The 25,733-nt window shown below is 34.4% G+C and carries 24 protein-coding genes; 12 read left to right on the top strand and 12 right to left on the bottom strand.

What is annotated here, in order from left to right; translation table 11 throughout:
• The first annotated feature begins 57 nt into the window (after window positions 1-57).
• Complete coding sequence (locus K1X16_RS06730; RefSeq protein WP_225035512.1) at window positions 58-2,880, top strand: M16 family metallopeptidase; 2,823 nt, start codon at window positions 58-60, stop codon at window positions 2,878-2,880.
• A 110-nt stretch (window positions 2,881-2,990) separates the two neighbouring features.
• On the opposite strand, the gene K1X16_RS06725 is transcribed toward K1X16_RS06730, so the two are convergent.
• Entirely contained in the window at window positions 2,991-3,371 is a 381-nt protein-coding gene (locus K1X16_RS06725; RefSeq protein WP_225035511.1) for a Fur family transcriptional regulator, read from the bottom strand.
• An 81-nt stretch (window positions 3,372-3,452) separates the two neighbouring features.
• Here K1X16_RS06725 and K1X16_RS06720 point away from each other — a divergent pair, with 81 nt between their 5' ends.
• From K1X16_RS06720 to K1X16_RS06675, 9 genes are all read left to right on the top strand, one after another.
• Window positions 3,453-4,154, top strand: a complete 702-nt coding sequence (locus K1X16_RS06720) for an ABC transporter ATP-binding protein (protein WP_225035510.1) — start codon at window positions 3,453-3,455, stop codon at window positions 4,152-4,154.
• Window positions 4,155-4,164: 10 nt separating this feature from the next.
• Complete coding sequence (locus K1X16_RS06715; protein WP_225035509.1) at window positions 4,165-5,574, top strand: ABC transporter permease; 1,410 nt, start codon at window positions 4,165-4,167, stop codon at window positions 5,572-5,574.
• Window positions 5,571-6,890, top strand: coding sequence for a hypothetical protein (locus K1X16_RS06710; RefSeq protein WP_225035508.1), 1,320 nt, complete (start codon window positions 5,571-5,573; stop codon window positions 6,888-6,890). The genes K1X16_RS06715 and K1X16_RS06710 overlap by 4 nt, the downstream gene beginning before the upstream one ends.
• A 209-nt stretch (window positions 6,891-7,099) precedes the next feature.
• Window positions 7,100-7,450, top strand: coding sequence for a MerC domain-containing protein (locus K1X16_RS06705; protein WP_195872401.1), 351 nt, complete (start codon window positions 7,100-7,102; stop codon window positions 7,448-7,450).
• Between the two features lie 373 nt (window positions 7,451-7,823).
• Window positions 7,824-8,732 carry an NAD(P)/FAD-dependent oxidoreductase gene (locus tag K1X16_RS06695; protein ID WP_225035507.1) on the top strand — a complete coding sequence of 303 codons (909 nt, stop codon included), beginning with the start codon at window positions 7,824-7,826 and terminating at the stop codon, window positions 8,730-8,732.
• A gap of 51 nt (window positions 8,733-8,783) precedes the next feature.
• Complete coding sequence (locus K1X16_RS06690) at window positions 8,784-9,155, top strand: VOC family protein (protein ID WP_225035506.1); 372 nt, start codon at window positions 8,784-8,786, stop codon at window positions 9,153-9,155.
• Between the two features lie 10 nt (window positions 9,156-9,165).
• Entirely contained in the window at window positions 9,166-9,708 is a 543-nt protein-coding gene (locus K1X16_RS06685) for a DUF4287 domain-containing protein (protein WP_225035505.1), read from the top strand.
• A 180-nt stretch (window positions 9,709-9,888) separates the two neighbouring features.
• Window positions 9,889-12,171: a TonB-dependent receptor gene (locus K1X16_RS06680; protein WP_225035504.1), complete on the top strand. Its 2,283-nt coding sequence runs from the start codon at window positions 9,889-9,891 to the stop codon at window positions 12,169-12,171.
• A gap of 54 nt (window positions 12,172-12,225) precedes the next feature.
• Window positions 12,226-13,071: an aldo/keto reductase gene (locus K1X16_RS06675; protein ID WP_225035503.1), complete on the top strand. Its 846-nt coding sequence runs from the start codon at window positions 12,226-12,228 to the stop codon at window positions 13,069-13,071.
• 90 nt (window positions 13,072-13,161) lie between these two features.
• Here the strand turns inward: K1X16_RS06675 and rimO are convergent, their stop codons facing one another.
• Window positions 13,162-14,475: a 30S ribosomal protein S12 methylthiotransferase RimO gene (rimO, locus tag K1X16_RS06670; protein ID WP_195872395.1), complete on the bottom strand. Its 1,314-nt coding sequence runs from the start codon at window positions 14,473-14,475 to the stop codon at window positions 13,162-13,164.
• A gap of 110 nt (window positions 14,476-14,585) precedes the next feature.
• On the opposite strand from rimO, the gene K1X16_RS06665 reads away from it, so the two are divergent.
• Window positions 14,586-15,662 (top strand): serine hydrolase domain-containing protein, encoded by a 1,077-nt coding sequence (locus K1X16_RS06665; protein WP_225035502.1) that lies wholly within the window; start codon window positions 14,586-14,588, stop codon window positions 15,660-15,662.
• Here the strand turns inward: K1X16_RS06665 and K1X16_RS06660 are convergent.
• The 9 genes from K1X16_RS06660 to K1X16_RS06620 form a co-directional block, all read right to left on the bottom strand.
• On the bottom strand, window positions 15,659-17,335 hold the full coding sequence (locus K1X16_RS06660) for an amidase family protein (RefSeq protein ID WP_225035501.1): 1,677 nt from the start codon (window positions 17,333-17,335) through the stop codon (window positions 15,659-15,661). The two genes, K1X16_RS06665 and K1X16_RS06660, sit on opposite strands and share 4 nt — an antisense overlap.
• 177 nt (window positions 17,336-17,512) lie before the next feature.
• On the bottom strand, window positions 17,513-18,487 hold the full coding sequence (gene ftsY, locus K1X16_RS06655; protein ID WP_195872392.1) for a signal recognition particle-docking protein FtsY: 975 nt from the start codon (window positions 18,485-18,487) through the stop codon (window positions 17,513-17,515).
• Between the two features lie 327 nt (window positions 18,488-18,814).
• Entirely contained in the window at window positions 18,815-18,967 is a 153-nt protein-coding gene (locus K1X16_RS06650) for a DUF4295 domain-containing protein (RefSeq protein ID WP_195872391.1), read from the bottom strand.
• 9 nt (window positions 18,968-18,976) lie between these two features.
• Window positions 18,977-19,159 carry a 50S ribosomal protein L33 gene (gene rpmG, locus K1X16_RS06645; RefSeq protein WP_195872390.1) on the bottom strand — a complete coding sequence of 61 codons (183 nt, stop codon included), beginning with the start codon at window positions 19,157-19,159 and terminating at the stop codon, window positions 18,977-18,979.
• Window positions 19,160-19,186: 27 nt separating this feature from the next.
• On the bottom strand, window positions 19,187-19,423 hold the full coding sequence (gene rpmB, locus K1X16_RS06640) for a 50S ribosomal protein L28 (protein WP_195872389.1): 237 nt from the start codon (window positions 19,421-19,423) through the stop codon (window positions 19,187-19,189).
• 165 nt (window positions 19,424-19,588) lie between these two features.
• On the bottom strand, window positions 19,589-20,836 hold the full coding sequence (locus K1X16_RS06635) for a competence/damage-inducible protein A (protein ID WP_225035500.1): 1,248 nt from the start codon (window positions 20,834-20,836) through the stop codon (window positions 19,589-19,591).
• Window positions 20,837-20,847: 11 nt separating this feature from the next.
• Window positions 20,848-21,189, bottom strand: a complete 342-nt coding sequence (locus K1X16_RS06630) for an Hpt domain-containing protein (RefSeq protein WP_225035499.1) — start codon at window positions 21,187-21,189, stop codon at window positions 20,848-20,850.
• Window positions 21,190-21,801, bottom strand: coding sequence for a fumarylacetoacetate hydrolase family protein (locus K1X16_RS06625; protein ID WP_195872386.1), 612 nt, complete (start codon window positions 21,799-21,801; stop codon window positions 21,190-21,192). It abuts the gene before it with no gap.
• Between the two features lie 265 nt (window positions 21,802-22,066).
• Complete coding sequence (locus K1X16_RS06620; RefSeq protein WP_225035498.1) at window positions 22,067-22,843, bottom strand: 3'-5' exonuclease; 777 nt, start codon at window positions 22,841-22,843, stop codon at window positions 22,067-22,069.
• A gap of 145 nt (window positions 22,844-22,988) precedes the next feature.
• Here K1X16_RS06620 and K1X16_RS06615 point away from each other — a divergent pair, with 145 nt between their 5' ends.
• The gene (locus K1X16_RS06615) at window positions 22,989-24,077 is read left to right on the top strand and encodes an NADH:flavin oxidoreductase (RefSeq protein ID WP_225035497.1); all 1,089 of its coding nucleotides are present in this window, start codon (window positions 22,989-22,991) and stop codon (window positions 24,075-24,077) included.
• Between the two features lie 234 nt (window positions 24,078-24,311).
• Here K1X16_RS06615 and K1X16_RS06610 read toward each other — a convergent pair whose 3' ends face one another.
• Window positions 24,312-25,721: a dihydrolipoamide acetyltransferase family protein gene (locus K1X16_RS06610; protein ID WP_225035821.1), complete on the bottom strand. Its 1,410-nt coding sequence runs from the start codon at window positions 25,719-25,721 to the stop codon at window positions 24,312-24,314.
• Between the last annotated feature and the right edge of the window lie 12 nt (window positions 25,722-25,733).

Raw genomic sequence — 25,733 nt, 5'->3', positions numbered from 1 at the left:
ATTCAGATAGCATTCAACCTGCTATAGTATAAATCATCATCATTCAAATACATAATTATGAAAAACATTAATTCCATAGTTCTAGCTTTACTTGTGCTCTTTACAATATCATCTTGTAAACAAAACGAAGTCAAAGAAACTGAACCAGAATTTAAAGTAGAATTTGAAAAATTCACGTTAGACAATGGCTTACAAGTTATTCTTCATGTAGACAAATCAGATCCTGTAGCAGCTGTTGCATTAACGGCACATGTTGGTTCTGCACGTGAAAAAACAGGTAGAACAGGTTTTGCACATTTATTTGAGCACCTTCTATTTTTAGAATCTGAAAATTTAGGAAAAGGTGGATTAGACCAAATGAGTGCGCGTATTGGAGGTTCTGGCGCTAATGGTTCTACGAGTCGCGATCGTACTAATTATTTTCAAACGGTACCAATAGATGCTTTAGAAAAGATGATTTGGGCAGAGGCAGACAAACTCGGTTATTTTATAAACACCGTTACTGAACCCGTTTTAGCAAAAGAAAAACAAGTCGTTAAAAACGAAAAACGTCAACGTGTAGACAACCAGCCTTATGGTTTTAATTCTAGCGTTATTAATAGTAATTTATATCCTGAAGGACATCCATACAGTTGGGAAGTCATTGGCTCATTAGAAGATTTGCAAAACGCAACTTTAGACGATGTAAAAGAATTTTATAAGCGTTGGTATGTACCAAATAACGTCACTTTAACTATTGCTGGAGATATTGATGTAGCACAAACCAAAGCATGGGTGAAAAAGTATTTTGATGAAATTCCAAGAGGTGAAGACATTCCTAAAATGGAAAAGCAACCAGTAACTTTAAAATCGTCTAAGCGTTTATTTTATGAAGATAATTTTGCAAGAGCACCAAGATTATCGATGACTTGGCCAACGGTTTATGAATATCATCCAGATACGTATGCACTTAGCGTATTATCGCAATACTTAACTGAAGGCAAAAAAGCACCTTTAAATAAAGTATTGGTTGAAAACCAACAGCTAACAAGCAATGTGAGGATGTATCAAAGTTCATCTGAAATTGCAGGACAATTAATGTTAAGTGTAACAGCTTTCGACAAAACCAACTTAAATACAGTAGCAGACGCGATAAATCTCGGCTTTAGAGATTTTGAAATGAATGGTATTTCTGAAACAGATTTAAATCGTATTAAAGCCGGACAGGAAACCAACTTTTACAGAGGACTATCTAGTGTTTTAGGTAAAGGGTTTCAGCTAGCGCAATACGAAATTTTTGCAGGTGACCCAGGATTTATTAATCAAGATGTAAAAAATATTTTAGCCGTAACACCAGACGATGTTATGCGTGTTTACAATACATATATTAAAGATCAAAAACTAATTGCTACTAGTTTTGTACCTAAAGACCAAATGAATTTGGTATTAGATAATTCTCAGCATGCCATTGTTGTAGAAGAAGAAATTGTGGAAGGAGCTGAAGACACTTTTGATGCTAGCTTAATCGCAGCATACGAAAACACACCAAGTAGTTTTGATCGCTCTGTTGAACCAGAATATGGAAAAAGTCCAGATTTGATAATTCCTGAAGTATGGAAACGCAACTTAGATTCTGGCATTAAAGTGTTTGGTATTGAAAACACAGAAGTTCCGTTAGTTGAGTTTGAATTAGAAATAAAAGGTGGTCTACTCTTAGAAAACACCGATAAAGTTGGAGTATCTAACCTTATGGCAAATTTAATGACCAAAGGCACAAAAAACAAAACACCTGAAGCATTAGAAAACGCAATTGAAAGTTTGGGAGCTCAAATTTACAGTTATGCAACGGATAATAGTGTCACCATTTCTGGAACCACCTTAGCTAAACATTTTGATGCCACTATGGCTTTAGTCACTGAAATTCTGTTAGAACCACGTTGGGACGAAGACGAATTTAATTTGCTAAAGCAAAGTACAATAAGTGGAATTCAACGTCAACAAGCCAACCCAAACAGTATCGCTAATAATGAATTTTCAAAGTTACTTTATGGTGAAAACAATATTTTAGCATATAACAATCGTGGAACAGAAGCTTCAGTGAATGCAATTACTATTTCAGATTTACAAAATTTCTATGCAACCAAGTTAACGCCTAAACTAACGAATGTACATGTTGTTGGTTCAATTTCAGAGAACGAAGTGATTTCGGCTTTGGAAACCATTAACACTACTTGGGAATCTAAAGATGTTACGATTCCAAAATTACCACAAGCTATAACACCAGAAACTTCTAAAGTATATTTTTATGATGTACCAGGAGCAAAACAATCGGTTTTCGCTTTTGGATATCCATCATTAAAAACCACAGATCCTGATTATTATGCTGCAACTGTAATGAATTACCGCTTAGGAGGAGGTAGTTTTGCTTCACAATTAACACAAGAATTACGCGAATCTAAAGGCTATACGTATGGTATTAGTTCTAGGTTTGATGGAGATGCTAACTCTGGAGAATTCTCAATAGGCAGTTCTGTTCGTACTAACGTTACCTATGAATCTGCCGCTTTGGTTAAAGATATTTTAGAAAGTTACGGTAGCAATTATAATGAAAGTGATTTAGAAATCACAAAAGGGTTTACCTTAAAAAGTAGTGCTCGTGCATTTGAAACCTTAGGATCTAAATTAAATATGTTGAGCAATATTAGTAATAATGGTTATGCCGACGACTATGCAAAACAACGCCAATCGATTGTAAAAGATTTAAGTGTTGATGACGTAAAAGCACTAGTTGAAAAATACATCAACCCTAACCAAATGATTTATGTGATTGTTGGAGATGCAAAAACCCAATTAAGTAAATTAAAAGAATTAGGATTTGGTGATGCCGAGTTACTTAACTAACATAAATTACATTTTAAGGTATTGAAAATCAAAACATTCAATACCTTAAAATACTTTTTAGTTGAAAAACAGTTTCAATTAGACCTAGTTGAAGCATATTTCAACCACACTCAGACACTACAAACCTCACAACGTCCTGTTAATAAAATATTTGTAGACGCTACGTCGTGATTTTTTATGGTAGGAATTTTAATTTCTACTGATAAACACTCCACCTTGTCACATTCAGTGCATTGAAAATGTGGGTGTTTATCTGTATGATGTTCAGCAGAACAGCCCTTACACTTCGCATACCATTTTAAACCATCTTTTCCATTAAACGAGTGAATAATTCCATCTGCTTCAAGACGATCTAAAATACGATACACGGTCGTTTTATTCATCTTATCTTTTACAAGCTCAATCAGGTGAACAACGGATTGCGCCTCCTTTTTCTGTTCAAAAATTTGTAAAACTGTCGTTACAGCTTTTGTTTTTCTAATAATTCCCATAAAACAAATTTAATGCAATTAAGTTGCAATTACAAAATAAATCTTCTAGTTTTGCGACTCAGTTGCATTAAGAACAATTTTATGATACAAATACAAGATGTTAGTAAATCCTTTAAAGGTGATTTTGCCGTTCAAAATTTAAACTTAGAGGTTAAAAAAGGAGAGATTTTAGGTCTCTTAGGTGCTAATGGCGCAGGGAAATCTACGACTATTAATATGCTCTTAGGGTTTCTTAATCCCGATTCAGGAAAAGTATCTATAAACGCTTTAGACACGAGTAAAAATGCCCAAGAAACCAGAAAGCTTATTGGCTATATTCCCGAGAATGTCAATCTCTATCCTTATTTATCGGGCTTAGAAAATTTAGATTACTTCTGTAAACTCGCAGGATTAAACTATTCTAAAACCGAACTTGAAGATTATTTGACCTCATGTGGTTTAGCAAGTGATGCCCATCTTAAAAAGGTGAGCGGTTATTCTAAAGGTATGCGACAAAAAGTAGGCATTGCTATTGCCTATGCAAAAAAAGCTAAAGTGTATTTACTAGATGAACCTGCGAGTGGCTTAGACCCTTTAGCGAGTAACGAACTTTCTTTGTTACTGCAAAAACTCGCTTCTGAAGGTGCGACTATTATCATGGCTTCTCACGATATTTTTAGAGTACGCGAAGTCTGTAACCGTATTGGTATCTTAAAAAAAGGAATTCTAGTAAAAGAGCTCAACAGTAAAGATGTAAGTGCTAATGAACTAGAGACACTATACTTAAAATTTATGCAAAACTAATTATAATCGTATGTTTCAAATTATAAAAAACGAATGGCGATTCTTAGTCCGTAGTCGTATCTTTTTAGGAATAAGTATTGCTTTTACTTCAATTCTGTTGCTCTCTGTTTTTCTAGGGAATTACCAAACTCAGAAACAAGAACAAACGCATCAAAATGCTACAGATCACGTACGTCAACAATGGGTAAGTATTGACGAAATGAATCCACATAGCGCAGCACATTATGGTACCTTTATATTTAAACCCTCTAATTTACTAAGCAGTCTCGATGAAGGCGTTAACAGTGTTACCGGAAATGTACTTAGAGTTGAAGGCCATGTTCAAAATGAAATTACACATTCTGAAGCTTCCCAAATGCAAGCCGTATCTCGATTCGGAAAATTAAAACCCGCACTATTACTGCAATATATCGTTCCTCTATTATTAGTTTTTTTAGCCTTTAATTCCGTTAGCAATGAAAAACAAAGTGGAAGACTTAAATTACTCGTACTACAAGGAGCTAAACGGTTACAAATTATTTTAGCCAAAACATTTTCTGTATGGCTCTATGGTGTACTTCTACTAATTTTTATACTCATTGTTTATGGTATATTAAACTCACAAAGCTTAACCGCTGATATTTTAGCCAGAACAGGTTTATTCTTTCTATCCTATGGTCTATACTATTTTATTATTAGCGGCCTCACCGTGTTTTTCTCTGCACGTTGGCAAAATGCAACGCTTGCCTTAACCTCTATGCTCGGTATTTGGATTATCTGGACCATATTTTTGCCTAACATTTTAATGAGTTCAGTAGAGAAATGGCATGAACTTCCTAGTAGAAATGAATTTCAAACCGCTATGAAAGAAGACCGTTCAAAAGGTCTCGATGGCCACAACCCTAGCGATAAAAGAAGTTTAGCTTTAAAAGAAAAAGTACTTAAGAAATACGGTGTAGATAGCCTATCCCAATTACCTATAAACTTTGATGGTATGCGAATGCAAGCCGACGAAGATTATGGTAACAGTGTATGGGACAAACATTTTGGAAATAACCGTTCCGTATTGCAAAAACAGAAACAAAGTTTTCAATTAGGTGGTATTGTAAATCCATTTATTTCGCTACAAAATACGAGTATGGGTTTTATGGCAAGCGACAATTTACACCATCAAGAGTTTTTATTACAAGTAGAAAATTACCGAAGGGATTTTATTAAAATGTTGAACGACAAACAAACTTTTGGTGGCTCAAAAACTGGTGATTGGAGCTGGAAAGAGGATAATGCTTTTTTTAAATCTATTCCTGATTTTGATTATAAACCCACACAAATTTCCGCAGTGCTATCCAATTATATTTTGGATGTTGCATTAATGATTTTATGGACAATTTTAGTCCTAACTATGATTGTTTTCGGAACTAAAAAAATAAAAATGGTATGAGAAACTTAACTATATTTTTATACGAATGGAAACATTTTGTAGGTAGCCCTTTTAAAATTGTGGCCGTGTTACTTTTTATTATAGCAAGTATCTATGGTTTACAGAATGGTGCGGATTTATATGAAAAGCAAAATTCAGAAATCGAAAGGATAAACAAAGAAGCAGAAATCCAAAAAGCAACTACGTTATCATATTTTGAAAACAATCAAAAAGGACCAGAAAATCGACCATGGATTGATGTTACATCACCATTTTGGGCGCTTTGGCATACACCAACCTATCATTTTAAAAAACCATCGCCAGCCTTAGTTTACAATATTGGGCAAACCGAACAGTATGGTTTTTATAAAGCCATACGTACTTCAAGTAGTCCTTATGATGCCGATATGACCAACGAAATTTCGAATCCAGAACGTATTCAGTCCGGTACTTTAGATTTTTCATTTGTCATCTTATTTCTTTTACCACTTTTATTGCTCGTATTACTTTACAATATTAAAGGTCAAGAAGCAGAGCACGGATTTTTACCACTAGTCTTTGTACAAACCGGCTCAAAAAATTGGTGGCTACTATCTAGAACCGCGTTTTACACAGTATTACTTTTATTGGTTTTGTTTGGTGTAATGCTTTATGGTGCCACGCTTACCAATGTTTTTAACTCAGAAAATATATTTGGCAACATCTTTCTGTGGGTAACACTATATCTTTTCTTTTGGGTAATTATTTACTTTTTAATTCTGAAATACGGTAAAAACACCGTTTCAAACACCCTACAAATGATTGGCGTTTGGTTGCTCTTTGCTTTTATTATTCCAGCGACCGTACAACAATGGATTACTATTGAAAAACCAACCAATTTAATGGTAGACCTTATTGATGTAAGTAGAGACACAAAAAGTGAGATAAATGCACAATCGATTGACAAAATTGATGAACAACTTTTCCAATTATATCCAAATTTAAAAGACACCAAAGTGGCTCAAGAAAATATTACGGTAAGTCGTTTAAGACGTTTATCTACAAGTGCTTTAATTAATGTTGAAATGAAAAAGGCAACCAAAAGTATCGAAGAAGAAAACAAATCCAAAAACAAATTAATTTCTAAAACCTACTGGTTTAATCCGATAAGCTATTTTCAAAATAAACTAAATCAACTCAGCAACACGCATTACAATGATTATGAAACCTACCGAAATAACATTCAGGAAAGCGTAGATAAACGCAATGAACTCAAGGTTTTTGAGATTTGGAATAACATTAAAGTCGATAAAGAAAAATACTTAGAATATAATGCTACACTATCTAATAGTGACTAACATAAACAACGTCCTGTAATCCTATTAAGCATTTTTTTTGATACAGGAAGTGTGAACGATATGGGCGAGCTCAATAGCGATGTCTATTCGATTAACAATATAAATCTATTTCAAGATACTTAGCTTGTTGAAACAACAATCCTTTAGTTACTTATGAGTATAAAACAATTAAAATTTCAGAAATATTATGACACCAAATTTAAACTAAAATGATTCAAACAAAACAAATAAACTGGGCAGACAAATTGGGCGCTTTTAGTGCATTACTATGCATTGTACATTGTTTAGCCGTACCAGCATTACTGACTATGGGTATGGGGTTTATCAGCAATCCAATCATCGCGTATCTATTTATCTTTATTGCCTTTTTCTCAATTTATAAAGCCACAAATGGACGTTTTTTAAAACCTGTTAGCATCTTTTTATGGTTAGCATTTACTGGCTTTGTTATTTCAATGTTATTAGAAGACCAAGCTGAAGTTTTTGAATACACCATGTTTCTTTCTTCAGGGTTAATTATTCTTGGGCATTTATATAATATGAAATATTGTTCTAAATAATAAGGAAAATATGGAAAATGCTAGACGTATGAAAACTAAAAGTCAAATTGAAATTGAAGGGGATAATCATTTTGCTGCAAGTATAAAAACGCCATTGCATGTAGATGCTTAAGATGTTATTGTTTCCAAAATTGTAAAACATCGTTGTGAATCTTCAAGAGGTATAAAAGACCAAAGTAGTTTCACGACAACTTATGAGTATGGTGGCCGCTTTTCAGAACCTACAATCCGGAATGAGTTTTTAAACCTAATCGCTCAATAAACAAAAATGAAAAGAAACTTTACACGGCGAACATTTATAAAACAAAGCAGTTTTACATTGACGGCTTTAGCTTTACCTTTTCCTTTACTTAAATTTTCAAAATTAGAGCCTATGACAACTAAAAACACATATGACATAATTATAATTGGAGGTAGCTATTCGGGGCTTTCAGCAGCAATGACTTTAGGTAGAGCCTTAAGAGAGGTATTAATAATAGATAGCGGCAACCCCTGCAATAGTCAGACACCACATTCGCATAATTTTATAACACAAGACGGTAAAACACCAAACGAAATTGCCACAAGTGCCAAACTTCAAGTAGAGCAATACGCCACGGTTAAATTCCATAATGGATTTGCTACAAGTGCTACAAAAACACCTGAAGGATTTGAAATCACAACGCAGAATAATGATAAATTTACAGCAAAAAAACTCATTTTTGCTACTGGTGTAAAGGATATAATGCCAAACATAAAAGGATTTTCTGAATGTTGGGGCATTTCAGTTATACATTGCCCATATTGTCATGGTTATGAAGTTAAGCGTGAGCAAACAGGCATTCTAGCCAATGGTGATATTGCTTTTCACTATGCGCAACTCATTATAAATTGGACCAAAAAGCTTACCATATTTACTAATGGAAAATCAACATTAACACCACAACAAACCGAGAAAATTAAGACACATAATATTAAAATTATAGAAAAAGAAATTAGTGCTTTACATCACAAGAATGGTCATCTTAAAGACATCGTTTTTACCGACCAAACCAACTTTCAACTTAAAGCCATTTATGCAAGACCAGCGTTTAAACAACATTCTAACATCCCAGAGCAATTGGGCTGTGAATTCACAGAACAAGGCCATATAAAAGTAGATATGTTTCAAAAAACGACGGCAGAAAATAGTTTTGCTTGTGGAGACAATGCAAGTCCTTTTCGTGCCGTTTCACACGCCGTTGCTGCAGGAACTGTTGCTGGCGCCATGGCAAACAAAGAAATGATTGAAGCTGAATTTTAAGTTAATAATAAAACTTTAGTTATCTTTAATCAACATTTAAAGCTAACTACTATGAAATTAGGCGCCTTCTCAATTAGTCTTGCTGTAAAAGATATTAAAGCTTCAAAAGCATTTTATGAAACCTTAGGATTTTCTGTTTTTGCAGGTGATTTGGAAAAAAATTACCTCATAATGAAAAATGAAGAATCACTCGTAGGCCTTTTCCAAGGGATGTTTGAAAATAATATTTTGACGTTCAATCCTGGTTGGGATCAAAATGCCAATACCCTTGAAAATTTTGATGATGTAAGGACTATTCAAGAACATTTAAAAAGTAAAAATATAAAACTAGAACACGAAGCCGATGCCACAACTTCTGGACCAGCAAGTTTTGTGGTTTTAGATCCCGATGGAAATGCTATACTAATAGATCAACATATTTAAATTCTGTATTATGGAAAAGGCACTACAAACCATGATTAATAATATGCCAGAGAAAACAGGCAAGTCTTTGGAACAATGGAAGAAAATCTTAAAAGCAAAGGCCTTTGCAAAACATTCTGAAGGTGTCAATTTCCTAAAAAAAGAACATGGTGTCACTCATGGTTTTGCTAATACTATAGTAACGCTGTCTAAAGAAGAAAACAACTCCGAAGCCGATTTAGTTGCTAACCAATATAAGGGCAAAGACCTACTCTTTCCTATTTACGAAAAATTGATTTCGGTAGTAAAAACCTTTGGCAACGATGTAACTATCACACCAAAGAAAACAAGCGTAAGCGTTATAAGAAAACGTCAATTTGTTCTCATAAAGCCCGCTACCAAAACGCGAATTGATTTAGGACTAAAATTACCTAACAAACCTACAACAGAAAGACTTGGTAATTCAGGTCCTTTTGGGACGATGTGTACACATCGCGTTCAAATTACTTCTATTGAAGCGGTTGATGCGGAATTGATTGGATGGATGAAAGAAGCTTATAAGCTAGCTGAATAATTATTACTGAACGTCTTTCACCAAAGATTCAAGTTCAGCATTATTCACTCTAAAATAGATTTTTCACGAATAAATCTGCATATAGATGTTAAGATTATAATAAGAATCCATTTCAGTTATAAAAGCCTTTTCTAAATCTTTATTTTTAGAAAAATTTTCATTTTCTATTTCATGAAATTTATGACAGTTAAAATATTAGCGATTGTAATCTTAATTGCCGTAAATAATATATTACATTCTCAAAATATCACTGGTCGTGTCACTGACAATTCAGATGCTGGCATATCTGGCGTTCACATTCTTTTAAATAATGAAATAATTTCTAAAACTAATTCCGAAGGTGTTTTTACGTTAGCTAAAACCTATCGACTACCATTAGAAATTAATTTAAAGCATGCTAATTATTATCTCAAAACAGTAAGGTTATCAGAAAGTAACTCGGTTTTCAAGCTGTCCCTTTTAGATCAATCCTTAAATCTTGAAGAAGTCATCATCTCATCAACCTATCAAAAGGAAAGTCGTGTTATTATTCCAACAGAAAAGATTTCCGTACAAAAAATTGAAGCATATAGTCCAGTAGATTTGGTATCAGCAATTAATGAAACACCAGGTGTTTATATTCAAAGTGGAGCACTGAATACTAATAGAATTGTGATTCGTGGTGTTGGCTCGCGTACACTTTACGGCACCAATAAAATTCGCGCTTATTTCAATGGTATACCTATTACAAATGGTACAGGTGACACAGCTATTGATGCTTTTGATCCTGAGGATATTGAAAACTTGGAAATAGTAAAAGGACCAAAAGTTACGCAATATGGCACCAATTTGGGAGGCACACTTTTACTCAACTCAAAACAAGCAGCAAAAGGGGAAACCTATGTTAAAACCAATCTAACCCTTGGAAGTTATGGACTTATAAAAAACAATATGTCTTTCGCTACGGCAAATGAAAAGGTGGCGCTAAACCTGAACTACGACCATTTAGAAACTGATGGATTTCGTGATAACAACAATTATGATCGCCATGCCTTATTATTAACGGCCAATTATAAAATGGATGACAAAAATGACATCGGTGTTTTATTAAATTACACGGATTATTTTGCGCAAATCCCAAGTTCCATTAGTAAAACCGCCTTTGAAGAAGATCCATCCCAAGCTGCTTTTACATGGAATGCAGCTCAAGGTTATGAGGATAATCAGCAGATCCTGGCCGGACTGAATTATACACACCGTTTTTCTGATAATTTCAGTAATACCACTTCCCTATTCTACACTTATTTAGATCATTATGAACCACGACCTTTTAATATTTTAGATGAATACACTAATGGTTATGGTGCCCGAACGCTTTTCGCAAAAGATTTTAAGTTTCTAAATAATAATGGAGATCTCAGTTTTGGAGCTGAAATATATACCGACGAATACAATTGGAAAACTATTGAAAATCGGTATGAAGACAATAACGGCAACGGAAGTTTAGAAGGGCTATTACTGAGTGATAATGTAGAAAATCGAAATAACCTCAATGCGTTTGCCACGGTAACGCTTCCATTTTCCGAAAAATTAAAAGCACAATTCGGTGTAAATTTTAACACGACGAAGTACAAGTTTAAGGACGACTTTAATGTTGGCGTAAACAATCTAAATGCCGATCGTGATTTTGATCCTATAATCGCACCAAATTTGAATCTTTTATATCAATTTACACCGAATGTAAACGCTTATGCTAATGTAAGTCGTGGTTTTAATTATCCATCCATTGAAGAAACGCTTACGCCAGAAGGTGTCATAAATCCTGACTTAGGACCAGAAACAGGTATCAATTATGAACTAGGTACCGAAGTATTTTTATTAGATCGAAAATTAAAATTTCAGCTTTCAGCTTACTTATTAGACATTCAAAATTTATTGGTAGCAGACCGTATAGGCAATGACCAGTACATTGGTCGGAATGCCGGACAGACCGAACATAAAGGGATTGAGCTTTCTGTTTCTTATACTCAAATATTTGAAAACAGTTTCACGCTCGCACCTTATTTAAATGCCGAAATTACCGACAACCGATTTATTGATTTTGTAGATAACCAAACCGATTATTCTGGCAATAAATTAACTGGAGTTCCTGATACCAAAGTGAATGGCGGTGTTCATTTTGGGTATAAAAATTTTATTTTAAACACTAATTTTCTACATGTTGGGGACATGCCGCTCAACGATGCCAACACCTTGTACTCTGATGACTATACGGTGTTCAACACAAAATTATCCTATAGAAGTAAACTTTCGGATCATTTTTCTATTGAAATCAACACCGGAATTAATAATTTCACGGATGAACATTACGCATCGTCTGTACTTATAAATGCTATTGGATTTGGCAATTCTGAACCGCGATATTATTATCCTGGCATGCCACGTAATTGGTTTAGTGGTTTTAAGATTGCATATTCGATTTAGATTTGGTATCATATAACATACGGAACGATAGATAAAAACACTAAAGCTTATATTATGAAAAATCTTAAATTAAATGATGGTAATACTATGCCTCTAGTAGGTTTTGGAACTTTTAAAGCCACAGAGCAAGAAGGCATTGACGCAGTGAAACATGCCCTATTAAAAGGCTATAGATCAATAGATACAGCAGCAATTTATGGCAATGAAGTAGCCGTTGGCAAAGGCATAAAAGCAAGTGGTATTGCACGAGATGAGATTTTTGTTACCACGAAATTATGGCGTGAACACTTAAGTTATGACGAGGCTAAACAGGAATTTGAAAACTCCCTAAACAGATTGGATTTAGATTATATAGATCTTTATCTCATCCATTGGCCAGCTAACGCTAAAAATTATGACAATTGGCAAAAAGCAAATGCTGACGCTTGGAAAGCCATGGAAGAATTACAAGCGGAAGGAAAAATAAAATCCATAGGTGTCAGCAATTTTTTTGAAGAACATCTCGAAGCTTTATCTAAAACTTCTAACGTGAAACCAGCCGTAAATCAAATTGAGTTTCATCCTGGCTATTGGCAACAGGACTTAGTAGATTATTGCAAAAAGCAAAACATTACAGTTGAATCGTGGTCGCCATTAGCTAGAGGCAAGGTTTTTGAAAATGAAACATTAAAGAAAATCGCTAATACACACAACACATCTGTAGCCAAGGTTTGTCTGCGATGGATCATTCAGCATGACGTGATTGTGATTCCGAAATCTACAACCAATGAACGGATTGAAGACAATATAAAATTATTTGATTTTGAGTTGACGAGTGCAGAAATGAGTCAAATAAATGAATTACCTAAATTAGGATTTAGCGGCGAACATCCACTGCATTGGCCTGACAACGTTATTTAAAACAAATAAGCCATTGATACACTTAAGTATATCAATGGCTTATTATATTTACAAGCCTTTAAGGCCTAATTTTCTTTTAAAGTCTATGACTTAAATTGTAGTTGGAACTACTTCTCCATAAAGGTCAAAATCTTCTGCTTCAATCACTTTAATAGTTGCAAATTCACCTGTTTTTAAATAGGTACTAGTCGCATCAATTAAAACTTCATTATCAACATCAGGTGAATCAAATTCGGTTCTTCCAACAAAATAATTACCTTCTTTTCTGTCGATAACAACTCTAAACTCCTGTCCTATTTTAGCTTGATTTAATTCCCAAGAAATCTGAGATTGAATTTCCATAATCTCATTAACACGTTCCATTTTTACGTCTTCAGGAACATCGTCTTCTAGGTTATAAGCATGTGTATTTTCTTCATGCGAATAGGTAAAACAACCTAAACGCTCAAAACGCATTTCTTTTACCCAATCTCTAAGCAATTCAAAATCTTCTTGCGTTTCACCAGGGTAACCAGCAATAAGTGTTGTTCTAATGGCCATTTCAGGAACTTTTTCTCTGAAATCTTTAAGCAATTTCGTTGTTTTTGCTTCCGTAGTTCCGCGACGCATACTTTTCAAAATTGAATCTGAAATATGTTGTAATGGAATATCTAAATAATTACATATTTTAGGTTCGCGTTTCATAATGTCTAGCACATCCATCGGAAATCCGGTCGGAAACGCATAGTGTAAACGAATCCATTCAATGCCTTCCACCTTAACTAAGTTTTCTAACAATTCAGCAAGGTTTCGTTTTTTGTAAATATCTAAACCGTAATAGGTTAAATCTTGAGCAATTAAAATTAATTCTTTAACACCATTGGCCGCCAATTTTTCAGCTTCGGTCACTAATTCTTCAATTGGCGTACTTTTATGTTTGCCTCGCATTAAAGGAATAGCACAAAAACTACACGGACGATCGCAACCTTCAGCAATTTTAAGATAAGCATAATTTTTCGGAGTCGTTGTTAAACGCTCTCCAATAAGTTCGTGCTTATAATCTGCCCCTAAAGCTTTTAATAAACCTGGTAATTCTGTAGTACCAAAATACTGATCTACATTTGGTATTTCCTTTTGCAAATCTGGTTTATAGCGTTCACTTAAACAGCCCGTTACAAAAACCTTATCAACTTCTCCTTCTTCCTTTTTCTTCATGAATTCCAAAATGGTATTCACACTTTCTTCTTTGGCATTATTGATAAAACCACATGTATTAATCACCACGACATTACCTTCTTGCTCGTGAACGACGTCTTTGCCACTAGCTTTCAACTGTCCCATTAGGACTTCACTATCGTAAACATTTTTACTACAGCCTAAAGTAATGACGTTAATTTTATTCTTTTTTATTGTCTTGGTTCTCATGCTTTTTGTAAATCAGTTTGCAAAGATACGGAATGATTTGTGATTATTGATTTTTGAGTCCTGAGATTAAACTTTTTACTATTTTTATAGTCTTATTAAAAAACCAAATCATGAAGCCTACCTATTTCTACCTTTTAATTTTAGGTCTTGTGTTTAGCTTTTCTTGTTCTACCGAAGATGACACAACTCCTAATGACCCAGAACCAGAAACTATTTATTTTCCACCTATAAATTCTGACACATGGGAAACTAAATCAATTTCAGATTTGAATTGGAATGAAGACCAACTTCAACCTTTGTTAGATTTTCTTGAAGAAAAAAACACGAAAAGCTTTATGATACTTCACGATGGCAAAATTGTTGAAGAACAATATTTCAATGGTCACACAATTTCAACCTCTTGGTATTGGGCAAGTGCCGGAAAAACTTTAACATCCGCAGTTACTGGTATTGCAGAAGACAATGGCTTATTAGATATTGAAAATAAAGTTTCAGATTACTTGGGTACAGGTTGGACAAGTGCTCCTTTAGAAAAAGAGAACCTAATTACTTCTAAAAACTTATTATCTATGACCTCTGGTTTAGATGATACCTTAGGCGACGATGTTTCATCTGGTAATTTACAGTATGTAGCAGATGCAGGTAGTCGATGGGCATATCACAATGTCTATGTAAAATTACAAGATATTGTAGCTGAGGCTAGCAATAGTACTTGGAATGATTACTTTAACACCAGTCTAAGAAATAAAATAGGAATGTCTGGAAGTTGGATAGATCTTGCTGGCTTAAGTGTTTATTTTAGTGATACAAGAAGCATGGCTAGATTTGGTTTATTAACGTATGCGAATGGTAAATGGGAAGATGACCAAATTGTTAGTGAAAACTATATAGCTGCTGCCACACACACATCTCAGAATGTTAATTTAGCTTATGGTTATATGTGGTGGTTAAATGGCAAACCGTCTTATCACCTACCTCAAAGTCAACTGGAATTTCCTGGAGCTCTTATTCCTGATGCTCCAAATGACATGTATGCTGCGTTGGGTAAAAATGATCAAAAAATTTATGTGGTACCAAGTAAAAAATTAGTCATTATTAGAATGGGCCAAGCTGCCGACGATGATAATTTTGCACTGTCTAACTTTGACAATGAACATTGGATTAAGATTAATGCATTGATTAATTAGTTATAATCTTTAGGCGCCACTCGTTCCTTTGTGGCTTCTTCATATAGAATTGCACAATCTATTAATAGTTTTTCTTGAAATGGCTCTGCAATAAAAGTTAATCCTTTTGGCACACCGCTTTCATCATATCCCATAGGAACGGTTAATGCAGGATATTCAGCTACAGCCGCAAAAGCTGCATGGTAATTATTGATTGACAAAAAGCCATCTAAATTAAAAGTACGCATAGGCACCGAGAAATACGCTTTACCATTTGTTTGTAAGGTGTCTTTTATACGTGCCAAGAATACGTCATCTCCTTTATCATTTGTAATACCCTCAAACAATTTCTGACCATAAGGCATAGTGTTCACAGAGTCTTTAAGATTAAACAATATAACATCGTTTACAGTTCTCAATGTAATAGCGGAGTCAGCGTAATTACTTAAATACGCAGGTAGATCCTTTTTCATGTCAATATTAAGTAATCTTATAAAATTAGGAAGTCCTAATTTCTCTTCTTCAATCTCAACAATTTCTGCACCTTGTTCTCTTAAAACTTTTATAGCTTGCTTGTACAATGAATCTTTTAATAAGCGTATAGGTGCACCAAAACGTTTGCCTTTTAGCGCGGACAAAGGTGGTTGGGTAAAGTAACCTTGCCATTTATCTAAACCAACAGATTTAGTATCTAATGTATCAAAGCTACTTATGGCATCGAGAACGATGCCTGCATCTCTTACAGATTTTGTGATTGGTCCTGCGGTATCTAAAGTAGATGAAATTGGAACAATACCAGTACGACTTACCAATCCTACAGTTGGTTTTAAACCTACAACTGAATTTTGACTGGCAGGAGATAAGATAGAACCTGCGGTTTCGCTTCCAATAGCAGCTGCACAAAAATTAGCAGCCACTGAGACACCACTTCCAGAACTAGAACCACCAGTATCTATAATACGCCTTCCATAGGGATTTAAAGTCTGTCCTCCTATTGCAGAATACCCACTTGGACAATCTCCACAGAAGTAATAGGCCCACTCGCTAAGATTAGCTTTACCTAAAATTAAGGCGTCCTTTGATTTTAATTGTTTTACGATGAAAGCATCCCCAGTAAAATTATCCTTTAAAGCCACAGCTCCTGCTGTAGTTGCCATATGAGAAGCATTAATATTGTCTTTTAATAAAATTGGCATTCCAAATATGGGATGCTTAGATCTTGTATCTAAAAATGCTTTATCTTTCAACTGTGATTGTGCTATTACATGTGGATTAATGGCAATAACAGAATTTAAGGCTAATGGATTTTCTCTATCAAATTTCCTGATTCGATATAAATAAAATTTAGTTAATTCTTCATAAGAAAATAGATTTCTAGTTCTACTTACTTGAAGCTCGGTGATGGATTTTTCTAGAATAAGAGGCTTTAATCGATTGTAGTCTTCTTCAGTAAAGTCTTCCATTTGCTGATTTATAGCACTCCAAATAGTTGCCTTACTTAAATATTTTGAATCTAATACTTTAAAATCTCTAAAATCTTCTGTGGAAATAGCGCTCAATTCAGATGATTTTTCAAACTCTAAAGTATCATTTTTTATTTTTGAAGCTTCTGTCGCTGTTTGCGAATTGGAAGATTTTGAATATTTACATGAAACAATTAAACAGAAAATTAAAAAATAAAAGCTATTTCGCATGGGTAGTGTTTTTTATAAAAATACCAAAAAAACAAAGACAATGAACCTTAGAAAGATATTTACAATTTCATCAAGTGGTCAAGCTAATAACGGAAAATTGGTATGTGAGCTTCCTAGAAGAAATATCACCTGTATAAAAATATAAATTAGAGTTTCTATTTTTTTTGTAAAAACTGACTATTTAAAAAAAGAATCGACAAATTCATATTTATTAAAGACTTGTAAATCTTCAATACCTTCACCTACTCCAATATATTTTACAGGAATTTGGAATTGATCGCTAATACCAATCACAACTCCACCTTTTGCTGTACCATCTAATTTGGTTACGGCTAATGAGGTCACTTCGGTAGCTGCAGTAAATTGCTTGGCTTGTTCAAACGCATTCTGACCTGTTGAGCCATCTAAAACCAATAAAACATCGTGAGGTGCATCTCCAATAACTTTTTGCATCACACGTTTTACTTTTGTCAGCTCGTTCATTAAGTTGACTTTATTATGCAAACGACCAGCTGTATCGATAATAATGACATCTGCATCTTGGTTGACGCCAGATTTTACCGCATCAAAAGCCACAGACGCAGGATCTGATCCCATTTTTTGTTTAATCATTGGAATTTCTACACGATCTGCCCAAACTTGTAATTGGTCTATTGCTGCTGCCCTAAAAGTATCTGCAGCCCCAAGAACCACGTTTAAACCTTTCTTTTTAAACTGATAAGCCAGTTTACCAATTGTTGTTGTTTTACCGACACCATTAACACCAACTACCATAAGTACATAAGGTGTTTTAGACCCATCAGCTTGTTTTGGTAATTCTGGAATGGTGTATTCGGTTTCTTCGCCAGATTTAGTTTCTGACAATAAGGCGGCAATTTCTTCTCTTAATATTTGATTAAGTTCAGATGTTCCTAAATATTTATCTTTAGCAACGCGTTCTTCAATGCGTTCTATTACTTTTAAAGTGGTATTGACACCAACATCGCTAGTGACCAATATTTCTTCAAGATTATCTAGAACGTCATCATCTACTTTAGATTTTCCGGCAACGGCTTTATTTAGTTTTGTAAAAAAAGACGTTTTGGATTTTTCTAATCCCTTGTCTAAGGTTTCTTTCTTTTCAGAAGAGAATATTTTTTTAAAAAAACTCATTTTGATCTTTGGTTGTTTATCGTTTAGGCATTAAGTCGTTTATACTTATTCATATTCTTCAAGTTTTCAAAACCTTTGTAGAAATTATAAGTCTATTACAAACTCAATACAACAATCTTGCCTTTAACAACTTAATGCTAAGTTGTCATGTGTTTTCAAATATAATTGAATTTTTGTTTACTATAATTAAGTTCCTGCAATAACCGCCAGTTTTGTTCTACTAACTGATTTAATTCAGTTACGCTGTGACTTTTAAATCAAAGTATTCCAAAAAAAAACTGCTTTCATATGAAAGCAGTTTAGTTATAGCTGTAAAATAATTTCAGCTTATTTCTTATTAAAAAAGTCATTGACAAATTCTGGTGCCATTACTGATTCTACGAACATGTAAGCTCCAGTTTTTGGTGATTTCACCATTTTAATCGCTTTTGTCAAACGCTTTGATCCTGTCTGTAAAGACGCTACTGATTTCTTTGCCATGTTTCCTAATTATTTAATTTCTTTATGAACTGTCATACGCTTAAGGATAGGATTAAATTTCTTAATCTCCATACGCTCAGGTGTATTCTTCTTATTCTTCGTTGTAATATATCTTGAAGTTCCTGGTTTACCAGAAGTCTTGTGCTCTGTGCACTCTAAGATAACTTGTATTCTATTTCCTCTTTTTGCCATTGTAAATTGACTTAAGCGTTAACGCTATTATTTGTAAAATCCTTTTGCTTTAGCTTCTTTTAACATTGCATCGATACCAATTTTATTGATAGTCTTTAATGCAGATGCAGAAACTTTTAATGTTACCCACTTATCTTCTGAAGGAATGTAAAAACGCTTTTTAATCAAGTTTGCATCAAACTTGCGTTTCGTTTTATTCATAGCGTGAGAAACATTGTTTCCAACCATCGCTTTTTTCCCAGTAAGTTCACAAACTCTTGACATTGTTTTCTTTCTTTAGGTCTATAATTAATTCTCTGCTAATTTTTCTTGTTCTTTTTTTAAGGAATTCCCTTAATTACATCACAATAAAAATTGAATATCCGAACATGGATATTTTAAACAGGGTGCAAATTTAATAAAACTTTACATTTCAGCAAATATAAAAGTCTACTTTTTCAAAAAATATTTCTTTAACATTTCAAAAGCCTTATTTGTAGCCCTACCAATGACTTTTTCGCGATGATTCCCAAAGTTAAAAACTTCAGAATACACACGGTCTTTTGTGGCTATGGCAATCCAAACGGTTCCCACTTCTGCATCTGAATCACCTTTTGCTGGTCCTGCATTACCTGTTGTACTTATGGCATAATCTGTATCGAAAAGTGTTCTTACATTTTTTGCCATCGCTTCTGCGACCTGCTTACTAACGACAGAATGCGTTTTGATATCCGCTTCAGAAACATTTAAAATTTTCACTTTAGATGCTGTTGCATAAGTTACAACGCTACCTTTAAAGAAAGCTGAAGCTCCAGCATTTGCCGTTAAAGCTTCTGCGATTCTTCCGCCTGTGCAACTTTCCGCAATGGCTATAGTTTGTCCTGCTTCTGTTAGCTGTCTACCAATGACAGCTTCAATTGATTCGTCCTCCTCGTAGCCCACAAAAATATCTTCAATCTGTGGTAACAATAAATTTATTTGATTTTGGATTTCTGTCGCTAAGATAAATTTTTCTGCTGCTTTACCCGATAATCGCAATCGTACGCGACCCAAACTTGGCAAATAAGCCAACTTTATAAAAACAGGTAAGTGATCTTCCCACTTTTCTATACGTTCTGCTAATGCACTTTCTCCTAAACCATAGGTTAAGATTGTTTTGTGCATTATATATGGAAATTTGAATTGTTCCCTTAACTTAGGAAGTACTTGCTCGGTTATTAAAGCTTTCATCTCATAAGGAACGCCTGGAAGCGACACAAACACTTTTCCATTTTTTTCCATCCACATACCTGGTGCTGTTCCGTTATGGTTCATTAGCACTTGGGCTTTAGATGGTACTAAGGCTTGTTGTTTATTTACTTCTAATAGTGGTGATGAACTATATTTTGAAAATATCTGCTCTACATTCGCCAAAACAGATTTGTCTTCTACTAAAGTATCATTGAAATATTCGCAAATAGTATGTTTGGTAATATCGTCTTTAGTTGGCCCTAATCCTCCAGTAATAATAATGATATCTGCATTTTCTTCGGCTTCTTTTAAAGCTTTAAGAATATGCGATTTTTCATCTTGAACAGAAGTAATCTGATAGATTGAAATGCCATACTTATTAAGTTCCTTACCAAGAAAAGCAGAATTTGTATCTACAATCTGCCCAATGAGAATCTCATCTCCGATAGTTATAATTTCAGCTTGCATTTCTAAATTGTTTAAAGTCCGAAATCGGCTTTAATTTCAGCTACAGCGTTATCAACTGCAGTTAACACTGTTGTCAATTGTTCGTCTACGTTTTTGTCTGTTTGTTCAAACTTTCCCCAATCTTGTATTTCAATTAATGTATCTAGTACACCGAGTTCAAATAAATCTACAGTGGGTTTCATTTTATGTGCGGCTTGGTAAACTTCTTTATAGTTTTTAGCTGGTACTGCCGTTCTAAGACGCTCAGCATCCTCTGGCACTTCTTCTAAAAAGGCGGCTGCTAATGCTGCAACGAAATCTTCGTCGTTATCAGCCATTTCTCGTACACGGTGTAATTTATAATGTTGTGACATTTACTTAATTTTTATTGAAAACATTTCTTCGTTTTCAAGATAACCTTTTAATTGATCTTCAGCAAAAACTTTTCCTACTCCTGCTGGAGTGCCTGTAAATATAATATCTCCAATTTTTAAAGTAAAATATTTAGACACATATTCTATGATCTCATCGATTTTCCAGAGCATTAACTCTGTATTTCCGTTTTGAACAATCGCATCATTTTTCTTTAAACTGAAGTTAATATTGTCTATACTTTGAAATCTTGTTTTTGGCAACCATTTCCCAACGACAGCAGCACCATCAAAGGCTTTGGCTTTTTCCCAAGGTAAGCCTTTTGCTTTTAATTGCGCCTGAAGGTCTCGTGCTGTAAAATCGATACCGAGTCCTATTTCATCATAATATTTATGTGCAAACTTTCTGTCTATATATTTTCCAACTTTATTGATTTTTACCAAAACCTCAACTTCGTAATGGACATCATCAGAAAAATCTGGAATAAAAAACGGCTGTTTCTTCAACAAAATTGACGTATCTGGTTTTAAAAACACGACAGGATCTGTTGGTTTTTCGTTTTCGAGTTCTTTTATGTGGTCGGTGTAATTGCGACCTATGCAGATTAGTTTCATATTTCTGTCATTCCTGCGAAGGCAGGAATCTTATTAATTTTAACTCTATTTTTCTTATTTTAACTTCTCTCTTGAGAACTGTTCCACTGAGATTCACTGAGTTCACACGAAGATGCACAGAGAAAGAGGTGGAAATTTCATATTTTGTTTTTCTTTTTTTTCTCTCACAACAGCGCAAAACCTACTCTACAGGAAATTAGTGTATTAATTAATTCCTCGAAACTTTGCGACTCTGCGACTTTGCGACTTTGCGCGGCATTAATTATTAATCAAGCTTATTATTAAACTGACGCAACTTAATCGCTGTCAAAACTTTCTTGGTGTAAAGTGGAAAATCAGCATTTAACAACCAACCAAAATAACCAGGTTCTTTTTCTAAGACATCTAAGACACGTTTTCCTTTATGCTTTCCGAATGAAAAACACTCTTCACCTTCTTTATTAAAAACTAAGAAGCCTGCAAAATCTGCAAACTTTTTACGTGAGCTAAATTCTGCTAAAAATTTAGTATCGTTTTCTAAATTCTCGTAACGATCTAATTGTGCTTTTAAAACTTCGTAAGTGGCTTTTGTATCTGCTTCCGCACTATGTGCATCCTCCAAATTTTTATCACAATAGAATTTGTAAGCCGCTACCAGTGTACGTTGTTCCATTTTATGAAAAATAGTTTGCACATCGACCGATTGCGTATTCTTCATATCAAAATCAACTTCTGCTCTTAACAATTCTTCAGCTAATAACGGAATATCGAAGCGATTAGAATTAAAGCCACCTAAATCTGAATCTTTAATAAGGTTATAAATTTCCTTAGACAATTCCTTAAATGTTGGTTTGTCGGCAACATCAGCATCTGAAATTCCATGAATAGCTGTGACTTCAGCAGGTATTGGCATTTCAGGATTTACAACCCATGTTTTAGCAACTTCCTTTCCATCTGGAAACACTTTAAGAATGGAAATTTCCACGATTCTATCTTTAGAGATATTGATTCCTGTGGTTTCTAAATCGAAAAAACAGATAGGTTTACTGAGATTGAGTTGCATGAATAATTGTTTTTCACAAAGGTAATTAGATTCTTTTAAACTGACCTGCTAGGCATAAGAAACCTTTGCAGAGCTATTTGACTTATAATTTTATAATCTTAAATTATTAACCGAAATTCGCTATTATAAAATTTACATAAATGTTATGAGTAACAAACCCCAAACCCCTATTACATTTAAGTGTGGAGCAACACTAAAAAACCGTTTTATGTTAGCTCCATTGACCAATGAGCAAAGTCATGATGATGGGCAACTTTCTGACGACGAATTTCATTGGCTTACCATGCGTGCCAAAGGTCAGTTTGGATTAGTAATGACTTGTGCTTCGCATGTGCAAGAAATTGGAAAAGGATTTTCAGGACAGTTAGGTATATTTTCGGATGATTTAATTGAAGGCCATACCAAACTCGCTAATGCCATAAAAGCTGAAGGCAGTTTAGCCGTTATTCAATTGCATCATGCAGGCATGCGTTCTCCAAAAGACGTTATAATGCAAAAAGCCGTCTGTCCTTCGGATAGCAAAAAGCACAATGCTAGAGCTTTAACTTTAGAAGAAATAATTCAACTTAAGGACGACTTCATAAACGCTGCTTTAAGAGCAAAACATTGTGGTTATGATGGTGTTGAAGTTCATGGCGCTCATGGTTATATTTTAACGCAATTTTTAAGCTCAGACATAAATAAACGAAACGACGATTATGGTGGATCCCTTGAAAATCGCTCAAGACTATTATTCGAAATTGTAACTGAAATCAGAAACCAATGTGGCCCAGCGTTTTTATTGGGAGTTAGGTTATCACCCGAAAGGTTTGGTATGAAATTATCTGAAATAAAATTGATTTCTCAACAACTGATTGACAGCAACGTAATTGATTTATTAGATCTATCACTTTGGGATTGTTTTAAAACGCCAGAAGAATACCCAGAAAGTCAAAAGAATTTATTAGAACATATATTAGAGCTCGATTATAAAAATGTAAAACTCACAGTTGCCGGTAAAATAAGCACAGGTACCGACGTAAAAAAGGTATTAGACTCAGGAGTTGATTTTGTTACGGTTGGACGTTCTGGTATTTTGCATCATGATTTTCCAAAACAGGTTATTGAGAATCCTAATTTTATTCCCATTAAAACACCTGTTAGTGAAAGTTATTTGAGAGCCGAAGGTTTGAGCACTAAGTTTATTGATTATATGCGACGTTGGGATGGCTTTGTTGAAACACGGGAATTATAAATTACTTTAATATTGACAGTCTCATAAAAAAAGCACAGCTTTACAACTGTGCTTTTCATTTATTTCTATATTATAGTTTCTACGTTATAACGTACAAAACAAGTTTTACGAGATAATAAATTACAAGAGAAACAATTGAAATAAGAATAATTCCACCGACCCAATACAATACAACTTCTCCTACTTTAATAAGTTTGGATTTCGTTTTATTAGTAATTGGCGTTTTTGGTGTCATTATATTTCTCTATCCATGTCCCAACCTTCTAAATAATCTTTAACCGCTTTTACAAACTGTCCACCAAGTGCTCCGTTAACGACTCTATGATCGTACGAGTGCGATAAGTACATTTTAAAACGAATACCAATATAATCTCCTTCTGGCCCCTCAATAACTGCAGGTGTTTTTCTGATTGCACCTAAGGCTAAAATACCAACTTGAGGTTGATTTATAATTGGTGTACCCATAATGCTACCAAAGGTACCAACGTTAGTTACGGTATATGTTCCACCTTGTATATCATCTGGACTTAATTTATTTTCTCTTGCTCTTCCAGCTAAATCGTTTACACGTTTTACCATTCCGTATAAATTTAACTGATCTGCATTTTTAATCACAGGAACAATTAAATTTCCATCTGGTAAAGCTGCTGCCATACCAACGTTAATCGCTTTCTTTTTAATGATTTTATCTCCTTGAACGGAAATATTCATCATTGGAAACTCTTTTAAAGCCTTAGTTACAGCTTCCATAAAAATTGGAGTGAAGGTTAAGTTTTCACCTTCTCGTTTAATAAAGTCGTTTTTCACTTTCTTTCTCCAATTCCAGATATTCGTTACATCAGCTTCTATAAACGATTGAACGTGTGCAGAAGTCTGAACTGAATCGACCATATATTTTGAAATGAGTTTCCCCATTCTGGTCATTTCTATAATCTCATCTCCTCCCGAAACTTCAATTGACTTTGCAGCAGACTTATCTTCTTTAGACTTGTCTTTTGCCGGAGCAACAACCGCTTTCGGTGCTTCTATTGAGTTTTCACGGCGCTCAGTATCTAATGTTTTAGTGTCTTCAGATTTTGTTGCTGAAACAGGTTCTGATTTTTGAGCAGGACTTGGTGCAGAACTACGCGATTCTAAATACGCTTTGATATCATTTTTAGTAACGCGGTTGTCTTTACCTGTTCCTGAAATGCTATCTAATTCTGCTTGAGATATTCCTTCTTGTTTCGCTATATTTTTTACTAATGGAGAATAAAATCGATCTTCTGTAGACACTACAGGCTCAACAGATTCTTTTGCTGCCACAACAGTTTGTGCAACGTCTGCTACTACTTTTGGAGCCGCAGGCTCAGCAACAGGCTCTGCTTCTGCAGCAGGTGCTTTTACCTCAACGGTTTCACCACCTTCTGTTTCTATTACTGCTATTGTTTGTCCGACTTGCACAACATCATCAACTTCGAATAGTTTTTCAACTAAAACACCATCGACTTCACTCGGCACTTCACTATCTACTTTATCCGTCGCTATTTCTAAAACAGCTTCATCTGCTTCAATAGTATCTCCAACATCTTTAAGCCATGAGGTTATGGTTGCTTCCGCAACACTCTCTCCCATCTTAGGTAACTTAAGTTCAAACTTTGCCATATCTATAATTTG

It is taken from the genome of Winogradskyella sp. SM1960, assembly GCF_020179375.1.
In the GTDB taxonomy this organism is placed as follows: domain Bacteria; phylum Bacteroidota; class Bacteroidia; order Flavobacteriales; family Flavobacteriaceae; genus Winogradskyella; species Winogradskyella marina.
This window is presented reverse-complemented; position numbering and strand designations above follow the sequence as displayed.

Excerpts from the sequence above, each read along its gene's own strand:
- K1X16_RS06730 (WP_225035512.1), top strand. The coding sequence starts at position 58 with ATGAAAAACATTAATTCCATAGTTCTAGCTTTACTTGTGCTCTTTACA.
- K1X16_RS06725 (WP_225035511.1), bottom strand. The coding sequence starts at position 3,371 with ATGGGAATTATTAGAAAAACAAAAGCTGTAACGACAGTTTTACAAATT.
- K1X16_RS06720 (WP_225035510.1), top strand. The coding sequence starts at position 3,453 with ATGATACAAATACAAGATGTTAGTAAATCCTTTAAAGGTGATTTTGCC.
- K1X16_RS06715 (WP_225035509.1), top strand. The coding sequence starts at position 4,165 with ATGTTTCAAATTATAAAAAACGAATGGCGATTCTTAGTCCGTAGTCGT.
- K1X16_RS06710 (WP_225035508.1), top strand. The coding sequence starts at position 5,571 with ATGAGAAACTTAACTATATTTTTATACGAATGGAAACATTTTGTAGGT.
- K1X16_RS06705 (WP_195872401.1), top strand. The coding sequence starts at position 7,100 with ATGATTCAAACAAAACAAATAAACTGGGCAGACAAATTGGGCGCTTTT.
- K1X16_RS06695 (WP_225035507.1), top strand. The coding sequence starts at position 7,824 with ATGACAACTAAAAACACATATGACATAATTATAATTGGAGGTAGCTAT.
- K1X16_RS06690 (WP_225035506.1), top strand. The coding sequence starts at position 8,784 with ATGAAATTAGGCGCCTTCTCAATTAGTCTTGCTGTAAAAGATATTAAA.
- K1X16_RS06685 (WP_225035505.1), top strand. The coding sequence starts at position 9,166 with ATGGAAAAGGCACTACAAACCATGATTAATAATATGCCAGAGAAAACA.
- K1X16_RS06680 (WP_225035504.1), top strand. The coding sequence starts at position 9,889 with ATGACAGTTAAAATATTAGCGATTGTAATCTTAATTGCCGTAAATAAT.
- K1X16_RS06675 (WP_225035503.1), top strand. The coding sequence starts at position 12,226 with ATGAAAAATCTTAAATTAAATGATGGTAATACTATGCCTCTAGTAGGT.
- rimO (WP_195872395.1), bottom strand. The coding sequence starts at position 14,475 with ATGAGAACCAAGACAATAAAAAAGAATAAAATTAACGTCATTACTTTA.
- K1X16_RS06665 (WP_225035502.1), top strand. The coding sequence starts at position 14,586 with ATGAAGCCTACCTATTTCTACCTTTTAATTTTAGGTCTTGTGTTTAGC.
- K1X16_RS06660 (WP_225035501.1), bottom strand. The coding sequence starts at position 17,335 with ATGCGAAATAGCTTTTATTTTTTAATTTTCTGTTTAATTGTTTCATGT.
- ftsY (WP_195872392.1), bottom strand. The coding sequence starts at position 18,487 with ATGAGTTTTTTTAAAAAAATATTCTCTTCTGAAAAGAAAGAAACCTTA.
- K1X16_RS06650 (WP_195872391.1), bottom strand. The coding sequence starts at position 18,967 with ATGGCAAAGAAATCAGTAGCGTCTTTACAGACAGGATCAAAGCGTTTG.
- rpmG (WP_195872390.1), bottom strand. The coding sequence starts at position 19,159 with ATGGCAAAAAGAGGAAATAGAATACAAGTTATCTTAGAGTGCACAGAG.
- rpmB (WP_195872389.1), bottom strand. The coding sequence starts at position 19,423 with ATGTCAAGAGTTTGTGAACTTACTGGGAAAAAAGCGATGGTTGGAAAC.
- K1X16_RS06635 (WP_225035500.1), bottom strand. The coding sequence starts at position 20,836 with ATGCAAGCTGAAATTATAACTATCGGAGATGAGATTCTCATTGGGCAG.
- K1X16_RS06630 (WP_225035499.1), bottom strand. The coding sequence starts at position 21,189 with ATGTCACAACATTATAAATTACACCGTGTACGAGAAATGGCTGATAAC.
- K1X16_RS06625 (WP_195872386.1), bottom strand. The coding sequence starts at position 21,801 with ATGAAACTAATCTGCATAGGTCGCAATTACACCGACCACATAAAAGAA.
- K1X16_RS06620 (WP_225035498.1), bottom strand. The coding sequence starts at position 22,843 with ATGCAACTCAATCTCAGTAAACCTATCTGTTTTTTCGATTTAGAAACC.
- K1X16_RS06615 (WP_225035497.1), top strand. The coding sequence starts at position 22,989 with ATGAGTAACAAACCCCAAACCCCTATTACATTTAAGTGTGGAGCAACA.
- K1X16_RS06610 (WP_225035821.1), bottom strand. The coding sequence starts at position 25,721 with ATGGCAAAGTTTGAACTTAAGTTACCTAAGATGGGAGAGAGTGTTGCG.